The organism is Amycolatopsis sp. NPDC059657 (assembly GCF_042734395.1).
GTDB lineage: Bacteria > Actinomycetota > Actinomycetes > Mycobacteriales > Pseudonocardiaceae > Amycolatopsis.
The window spans coordinates 36,900-45,053 of the sequence record NZ_JBHWEB010000012.1 but is presented as its reverse complement, the minus strand read 5'-3'; the positions used below and the strand labels follow the sequence as shown (position 1 = coordinate 45,053).

The window sequence follows — 8,154 nt, the reverse complement described above, 5'->3', positions numbered from 1 at the left end:
GTTGGTGTTTTTTTGTTGTTTTTTTTTTTGTTGTGGGGGTTCGCCTATTAATTTTTTTTTTTTTTTTTGGTTTTGTTGTGGGTCCTTTGTTACATCCCCGTCGGGAACACTCACGACTCCTTATCCGGAATGCGAGGCGAGACGCTCTTCGCGGTCGGCGGTGACCAATGCGTCGAGCACGCCGTCGAGGTCGCCGTCGAGCACCTGGTCGAGGTTGTAGGCCTTGTAGTTGACGCGGTGGTCGGCGATGCGATTCTCGGCGAAGTTGTAGGTACGGATGCGCTCCGAGCGGTCGACCGTGCGGACCTGGGAACGGCGGGCGTCCGAGGCCTTCGCGGCGGCCTCTTCCTCGGCGATGGCCTGCAGCCGCGCCTGCAGCACCAGCAGCGCGCGTGCGCGGTTCTGGATCTGCGACTTCTCGTTCTGGCAGGAGACCACGATGCCGGTCGGGAGGTGGGTGATCCGGACGGCGGAGTCGGTCGTGTTGACGCTCTGGCCGCCGGGGCCGGAGGAGCGGAACACGTCGATGCGCAGGTCGTTGGGGTCGATCTCGACCTCGACGTCCTCGGGCTCCGGGTAGATCAGCACGCCGGAGGCCGACGTGTGGATGCGGCCCTGCGACTCGGTCGCGGGGACACGCTGGACGCGGTGCACGCCGCCCTCGAACTTCAGGCGCGACCAGACACCGTCGACGGCGGCGGCCTTGCTCTTGATCGAGACCGTGACGTCCTTGAAGCCGCCCAGGTCGGAGTCGGTCGAGTCGAGCACCTCGGCCTTCCAGCCGTGCCGCTCGGCGTAGCGCAGGTACATGCGCAGCAGGTCACCGGCGAACAGCGCCGACTCCTCGCCGCCTTCACCGGACTTGATCTCCATGACGACGTCGGAGCCGTCGTACGGGTCACGGGGCAGCAGCAGCTCGGTGAGCTTGGTCTCCAGCGCCGGGATGCGCGCGGCGATCTCCTCGGCCTCGGCGGCGAACGAGGCGTCCTCGGACGCGAACTCCTTGGCCGCGGCGAGGTCCTCACGGGCCGTTTCGAGCTCGCCGACCGCCTTGACGATCGGGCTCAGCTCGGCGTAGCGGCGACCCAGCTTGCGCGCGCGGCCCTGGTCGGCGTGCACGCCGGGGTCGGCGAGTTGTTTCTCCAGGTCAGCGTGCTCTTCGAGCAGACCCTTGAGCGAAGTCGAATCCACCCCTGTCACCCTTTCTCACTGGAAACAAGCAAAACGGCGCCTACCCAAAGGTGGGTAGGCGCCGTCGAGCAAGCTACTTGGCTTCGTCGGCCTTCTTCGCCCGCTTGCCGTAGCGAGCCTCGAAGCGCGCGACCCGGCCACCGGTGTCCAGAATCTTCTGCTTGCCGGTGTAGAACGGGTGGCAGTTCGAGCAGACCTCGACGTGGATGTCGCCCGACGCCTTGGTGCTACGCGTGGAGAAGGTGTAGCCGCAGCCACAGGTCACATTGGTGACCACGTACTCGGGGTGAATACCGCTCTTCATGGTGTCCTCTCTCGTTGGCCGCCGGGTCCCCACGTTCCTCGGGGTGAACCGGAGCCGGACTTCAGCGGGTCATTCTGCCAGACGCGCTGGCCACGACTGGAACGCGGGCCACCCCGCTGGTATTCCGCACAACCTCCGGTGGCCGCTTGTACGCATTTTGTACTTCCCACCGAGAGCCTGGCGTTGTTCGAAAATCACCGACAACGCACAGGAAGAAGGCGTTCGCCGTGGCCCTCACCACTGAGAACCTGCTTTCCCGCATCGTCAAACCCGCCGCGGTGGCCGCGCTCGCCGTCTCGGCTCTCGCCATCGCCCCGGTCGCCGGCGCCACCCCCCAGGCCTCCGGGATCACCGCCGCCGACATCAACCCGGCAGCGGCCACTTTCACCACCGAAGGCGAGTTCTCCGTCCAAGGTGCAGGCGACGGCACTCCCGCCGGCGCGATCCAGTGGTTCAAGAACCACATGGGCAGCACCGCGTGGCAGCACTACTGCGAAAAGGCCGTCGAGAACGCGTACGGCACCACGGCCGTCTGGGGCTCGGCGAACGCGCACTGGAACGGCGCCAGCCCGAAGCACACCGATGGCAGCAGGCCGCCGGCGGGCGCCTTCGTCTACTGGAACATCAGCCAGTGGGGCCACGTCGGCATCGCCGACGGCAACGGCGGCATCTACGCCACCAGCATCGGCGGCAAGATCGGCCACGCCTCGAGCGTGAACTACTTCAACAACTACCGCGGCTGGACCCCCGCGGCTCGCCCCCACCAGTGAGACGTCTTCACAAGAAATGCCCCGCCCGGAATTCCGGGCGGGGCATTTTCCAGAAGTACTGAAATTTTTCCGAACATATCGGGGCGGCCGAAGCCGGGGGTCCGGGGGCTTGCCCCCCGGGCAGGGTGCGGGGGCTGCGCCCCCGCAAAACACCACGAGCGAGGCAGGTCCGCGCTTTCGGCGGACATGCCTCGCTCGTGAGCGAGTACTGAATTTTGGTCAGTCTTCGTCGTTCGAACCGAGAGCGGTCTTCGAGACCTGCATGAGGAACTCGATGTTCGTCTTGGTCTTGCGCAGCCGCGAGATCAGCAGGTCGATGGCCTGCTGCGAGTCCAGCGCGTGCAGCACCCGGTGCAGCTTGTGGGTGACGGCCAGCTCGTCCGGCGAAAGCAGCAGGTCTTCCTTGCGGGTACCGGACGGGTTGACGTCCACCGCGGGGAACACGCGCCGCTCGGCGATCTTGCGGTCGAGCTTGAGCTCCGCGTTACCGGTGCCCTTGAACTCCTCGAAGATGACCGTGTCACCGGTGGACCCGGTCTCGACCATCGCCGTGGCGAAGATCGTGAGCGAGCCGCCGTTCTCGATGTTGCGCGCCGCGCCGAGGAAACGCTTCGGCGGGAAGAGCGCGGTCGAGTCGACACCACCGGACAGGATCCGGCCGGAAGCCGGGGCCGCCAGGTTGTACGCACGACCCAATCGGGTGATCGAGTCGAGCAGGACGACCACGTCGAGGCCCATCTCGACCAGGCGCTTGGCCCGCTCGATGGACAGCTCGGCGACCGAGGTGTGGTCTGACGGCGGGCGGTCGAAGGTGGAGGCGATGACCTCGCCCTTCACCGACCGCTGCATGTCGGTGACCTCTTCCGGACGCTCGTCGACCAGGACGACCATCAGGTGGCACTCGGGGTTGTTCGTCGCGATGGCGTTCGCGATGTCCTGCATGATCGTGGTCTTACCGGCCTTCGGCGGCGACACGATCAGCGCACGCTGTCCCTTGCCGACCGGCATCACCAGGTCGATGACACGGGTCGTGAGCTTGTGCGACTCGGTCTCGAGGCGCAGTCGCTCGTTCGGGTACAGCGGGGTCAGCTTGGTGAAGTCGGGGCGGTTCTTCGCCTCGGACGACTCCAGGCCGTTGATCGAGTCGACGCGCACCAGCGGGTTGAACTTCTGCCGCTGCTGCTCACCGTCACGCGGCTGGCGGACGACGCCGGTGATGGCGTCACCGCGGCGCAGGCCGTACTTGCGGACCAGCGACAGCGAGACGTAGACGTCGTTCGGCCCGGCCAGGTAGCCCGAGGTGCGGACGAACGCGTAGTTGTCCAGCACGTCCAGGATGCCCGCGACGGGCAGCAGGACGTCGTCCTCGCGGATCTCGGTGTCGGGCGAGCCGCCCTCGACCCGGCCGCCACCGGCGCCGCGGCGACGGCGGTCGCGGAAGCGGCGGCCCCTGCGGTCGCCGTCCTCGTCGTCGTCACCAGGCCGGTTGCCGCCCTGCTGGCCGCGCTCCTGCTGGTTCTGGTTGCGGTTGCCGCCCCGGTTGTCCTGCTGGTCGCGGTTGCGGCCTTCGCGGTTGCCCTGGCGGTCGTTGCGGTCACCGCGGTCGCCACGGTCGTTCCGCTCGTTGCGGTCGTTGCGGTCGTTGCGACGCGGCTGCTGCTCGCCGGAACCGGCACCCTGACCCTGCTGCTGGTCACGCTGCTCACGCGGCTGCTGCTGGTCACCACGCTGCTGGCCGCCGTCAGGGCTGCCCTGCGCGCGGTTGGAGCCGCGGCGCCGACGGCTGCGGCCGCCTTCCTCGGGAGCCTGCTGCTGGCCATCGGCCTGCGGCGCGCTCTCCTGCTGGGGAGCGGGCTCCTGCGCCGGGGCCGGAGCCTCGGCGATCGGCTGCTTCGCGGGCTTTTCGGCCTTCTCGACCGGCTTCTCCGCCTTCGCCACCGCGGCCGCCTTCGGGGCCTTCGCGGCGGGCTTGCCCGCGTCGATCCCCTCCAGGGGCAGCGTTTCGGCCTCGTTGGCCGCGCGGCGCTTGGACTTGCCCTGGCGCTCACGGATGGCCGCGATCAGGTCTCCCTTGCGCATGCCCGTGGTTTCGCTCAGGCCCAGCTCACCGGCGAGCTGACGCAGCTCGGCGATGACCATGCCGGAAAGTCCCCCGGTGCGGCGTTTCGGGGCCGCGCTGCCATTGGCAGCCGCCGCTGTTTCCACGTCGCCGCTCAAAAGATCGGTGTTGCTCACACATGTCCTTCCTGACCGATCCACGCCTCCAGTGGATCAGCGGACTGCCGTTCGCTCTGTGATTGCGAAACGACATTCATATTTCCCCAACGAACAGGGACCCGATGCAGGCGATCGCAGCCTAGACGTGCGCGTCGCGGCGAAAGCGCCACCAGCACGGGGGTTTACGTGCTCCAAATGGAGCACGCGAGATTCGTCACCGATCCCCCTGGATCGAACCCGGGTGCGGAAACGCACGGTGATCGAACGCCCCCGAGGGTAGACCGCCCCCGGCCGGGGTGCAACAACCACCCCCCGCGTGGCGTGCGCGGTTACTGAGCCGCAACCTGCACACCGCGCGTGTCCACCGGGAGCTCGGTGACGTCGAAACCTTCAACGCCGACAGTGCGGGGCAGTATTCCGTCGAGTGTGAGCGCCAGCACGGTCGGGCCGGCACCGGAGATCGCGGCGGCGACACCGGAAGCCCGCAGCTCACGGACCAGGCGCGCACTCTCCGGGTACGCCGACGACCGGTAATCCTGGTGCAGCCGGTCTTCCGAGCCGGCGAGCAGCAGGTCCGTCCGCTCGGTGAGCGCGAGCACGGCCAGCGCGGCGCGCCCGAGGTTGAAAGCGGCGTCCACGTGCGGCACATGCCCTGGTAGGAGGCCACGCGTGGTCTCCGTGGACGAGCGAATGGCAGGCACCGCCAGCAGCGGCCTGATCGACGGGTGGGCCGTCAACCTCTCGGCGTGGAAACGTTTACCTTCCGTCCACGCGAGCACCAGGCCGCCGTACAGGCTGGCCGCGACATTGTCAGCGTGGCCTTCGAATTCGGCCGCCAGTTGAAGAGCGTCATCATTTAGTGGAAGTTCGGCGATCGCATACCCGGCGGCGATCCCGGTGACCACCGCCGCGGCCGACGACCCGAGGCCGCGCGCGTGCGGGATCGCGTTGCGGCACACCAGGCCCAGGCCCGGGGCTTTCACCCCGAGGTGCTCACAGGTTCGCCTGATCGCGCGCACGACCAGGTGCGACTCGTCGCGCGGCACGTCGTCGACGCCGCCCGCTCCCGCGTCGACGACCTCGATATCAAGGCCTTGGCCGGTGACCTCGACGTCGACCACGTCGTACAAGCCCAGTGCCAGGCCGAACGCGTCGAATCCGGGGCCCAGGTTGGCACTCGAGGCAGGCACGGTCACCCGGAAGCTCATGCCAGGTCCCCAATGCGTCGTTCGGTCCCTGCCAGGTCCCCAATGTGTCCTTCGGTCCGTGAGAGGGACCGAAGGACACATTGGGGCGAAAACAGGGGGGTCATCGGAGGTCCAGTGCGGCGGCTACGGCTCCGGGGTCGACGGCGAGGGGTTCGACCTCGACGTTGCCCTCCAAGGCGGTGGCGGGGTCCTTGAGGCCGTGGCCGGTGACCGTGCAGACCACGGTGGAACCGGCCGGGATGCGGCCGTCGGCGACGGTGCGTAGCAGTCCGGCGACGCTGGTGGCCGAGGCGGGCTCGACGAAGACGCCCTCCTTGCGGGCCAGCAACCGGTACGCCTCAAGGATCTTCTCGTCGGTGACGGCGTCGAAGAGCCCGTCGGACTCGTCGCGGGCCTTGACCGCGGCGGTCCAGGAGGCCGGGCTGCCGATGCGGATCGCGGTCGCGATCGTGTCGGGTTCGGTCACCGGTTCACCAAGTACGAGCGGCGCCGCGCCCGCGGCCTGGAAACCGAACATGCGCGGGGTGTTCTTCACCACACCGTCATTCGCGTATTCGCGGTAGCCGGCCCAGTAAGCCGTGATATTGCCCGCGTTGCCGACGGGCAGGCAGTGGAACTCCGGCGCTTCGCCGAGCACGTCGCAGATCTCGAACGCGGCGGTCTTCTGGCCCGCGATGCGCACCGGGTTGACCGAGTTGACGAGCGTGACCGGGTAGTCGGCGGCGGTCTTGCGCGCGAGCTCCAGGCAGTCGTCGAAGTTGCCGTCGACCTGGAGGATCCTGGCGCCGTGCAAGACCGCCTGGGCTAGCTTGCCCATCGCGATCTTGCCCTGGGGCACCAGAACCGCGCAGGTCAGCCCGGCACGCGCGGCGTACGCGGCGGCCGACGCCGACGTGTTGCCCGTCGACGCGCAGATGACCGCCTGCAGGCCGCTGGCGAGCGCGTGCGTGATCGCCACGGTCATCCCGCGGTCCTTGAACGACCCGGTCGGGTTCGCGCCCTCGACCTTCAGGTACACCGAGCAGCCGGTCAGCTCGGACAGGTGCGGCGCGGGCAGCAGCGGCGTGTTGCCCTCCCCCAGCGTGACGACCTTGGCGCCGTCGGGGATCGGGATCCGCGAGGAGTAGGCCTCGATGATTCCTGGCCAAGCTTGTGTCGTCACTGGTCTTCGCCTTCCACACGCATCACGCTGACAACCTCGTGCACGACATCGAGTTTGGCGATCTGGTCCACAGTGGACTTGAGCGCCGCGTCCGTTGCCAGGTGGGTGATCACGACCAGGCTGGCCGAGTCCTTGGAGTCACTCTGCCTGACCGCGGCGATGCTCACGCCGTGGTCGGCGAACACCTGCGCCACCTGCGCGAGCACACCCGCGACGTCGGCGACGTAGAGGCTCAGGTGGTACCGCGTCGGCGTCTGGCCCATCGGCCGCACCGGCAGCGCGGCGTGCGCCGACTCGCGCGGGCCGCGCCCGCCGAGCACCAGATTCCTTGCCACCGCGACGAGATCGCCGAGCACCGCGCTCGCGGTCGGCGCGCCACCGGCGCCCTGGCCGTAGAACATCAGCTCACCGGCCGCGTCGGCTTCGACGTACACCGCGTTGAACGCGCCGTTGACGCCGGAAAGCTGATGCGACAACGGGATCATCACCGGGTGCACGCGCACCGCGACCGACTCGACGCCGTCTTCGTCGATGACGCGCTCGCAGATGCAGAGCAGCTTGACCGTCCGGCCGAGCGTCCGCGCCGCCGCGATGTCGGACGCGGTGACGTCCGCGATGCCCTCGCGGTGCACGTCCGCCGCCGTGACGCGGGTGTGGAAGGCGAGGGACGCGAGGATCGCGGCCTTCGACGCGGCGTCGTAGCCGTCGACGTCCGCGGTCGGGTCGGCTTCGGCGTACCCGAGCCTGCTGGCCTCGTCGAGCGTCTCGGCGTACCCGGCGCCCGTCGCGTCCATCGCCGAGAGGATGAAGTTCGTGGTGCCGTTGACGATGCCCATCACCCTGGTGATGCGGTCACCGGCGAGCGACTCGCGCAGCGGGCGCAGCAACGGGATCGCACCGGCGACGGCTGCCTCGAAGTAGAGGTCCACTCCGGACGCGTCGGCGGCCTCGAACAGCTCGGCCGAGTGGTCGGCGAGCAGTGCTTTGTTCGCCGTGACAACGGATTTCCCGGCTTTGAGCGCGTCGAGCAGCCAGCCGCGCACCGGCTCGATGCCGCCGACCAGCTCGACGACCACGTCGACGTCCTCGCGCGTGACGAGCCCGGTGACGTCCGCCGTGAGCAGCTCCTGCGGCAGCTCGGGGTGCTTGTCGGGGCGCCGCACGGCGATGCCGGCGATCTCCAGCCGCGCACCCGCGCGCGCGGCGAGCTCGCCCGCCTGCTCGGTGAGCAACCTGGCGACTTCACCGCCGACGGTCCCGCAACCGAGCAGGGCAACTCTGACGATGTCCTTTGTGGACAAA

Annotated in this window: 7 protein-coding genes; 1 reads left to right on the top strand and 6 read right to left on the bottom strand. The window is 68.4% G+C overall.

Features of this window, described 5'->3' with window-relative positions:
- Positions 1-120 precede the first annotated feature (120 nt).
- Both prfA and rpmE read right to left on the bottom strand, forming a co-directional pair.
- Positions 121-1,191: a peptide chain release factor 1 gene (prfA, locus tag ACFV15_RS09095; RefSeq protein WP_378349665.1), complete on the bottom strand. Its 1,071-nt coding sequence runs from the start codon at positions 1,189-1,191 to the stop codon at positions 121-123.
- Between the two features lie 73 nt (positions 1,192-1,264).
- Positions 1,265-1,495, bottom strand: a complete 231-nt coding sequence (gene rpmE, locus ACFV15_RS09090; protein WP_378349664.1) for a 50S ribosomal protein L31 — start codon at positions 1,493-1,495, stop codon at positions 1,265-1,267.
- A gap of 227 nt (positions 1,496-1,722) precedes the next feature.
- Here rpmE and ACFV15_RS09085 point away from each other — a divergent pair, with 227 nt between their 5' ends.
- The gene (locus ACFV15_RS09085; protein ID WP_378349663.1) at positions 1,723-2,265 is read left to right on the top strand and encodes a CHAP domain-containing protein; all 543 of its coding nucleotides are present in this window, start codon (positions 1,723-1,725) and stop codon (positions 2,263-2,265) included.
- Between the two features lie 219 nt (positions 2,266-2,484).
- On the opposite strand, the gene rho is transcribed toward ACFV15_RS09085, so the two are convergent.
- The 4 genes from rho to ACFV15_RS09065 all read right to left on the bottom strand — a co-directional run bounded on the left by rho (position 2,485) and on the right by ACFV15_RS09065 (position 8,153).
- The gene (gene rho, locus ACFV15_RS09080; protein ID WP_378349662.1) at positions 2,485-4,500 is read right to left on the bottom strand and encodes a transcription termination factor Rho; all 2,016 of its coding nucleotides are present in this window, start codon (positions 4,498-4,500) and stop codon (positions 2,485-2,487) included.
- Between the two features lie 311 nt (positions 4,501-4,811).
- Positions 4,812-5,690 (bottom strand): homoserine kinase, encoded by an 879-nt coding sequence (gene thrB, locus ACFV15_RS09075; protein WP_378349661.1) that lies wholly within the window; start codon positions 5,688-5,690, stop codon positions 4,812-4,814.
- Between the two features lie 100 nt (positions 5,691-5,790).
- A complete protein-coding gene (gene thrC, locus ACFV15_RS09070; RefSeq protein WP_378349660.1) occupies positions 5,791-6,852 on the bottom strand; it encodes a threonine synthase in 1,062 nt (353 codons plus the stop codon).
- Complete coding sequence (locus tag ACFV15_RS09065) at positions 6,849-8,153, bottom strand: homoserine dehydrogenase (RefSeq protein ID WP_378349659.1); 1,305 nt, start codon at positions 8,151-8,153, stop codon at positions 6,849-6,851. Before ACFV15_RS09065 ends, thrC begins: the two co-directional genes overlap by 4 nt.
- Between the last annotated feature and the right edge of the window lies 1 nt (position 8,154).

Excerpts from the sequence above, each read along its gene's own strand:
- rpmE (WP_378349664.1), bottom strand. The coding sequence starts at position 1,495 with ATGAAGAGCGGTATTCACCCCGAGTACGTGGTCACCAATGTGACCTGT.
- thrB (WP_378349661.1), bottom strand. The coding sequence starts at position 5,690 with ATGAGCTTCCGGGTGACCGTGCCTGCCTCGAGTGCCAACCTGGGCCCC.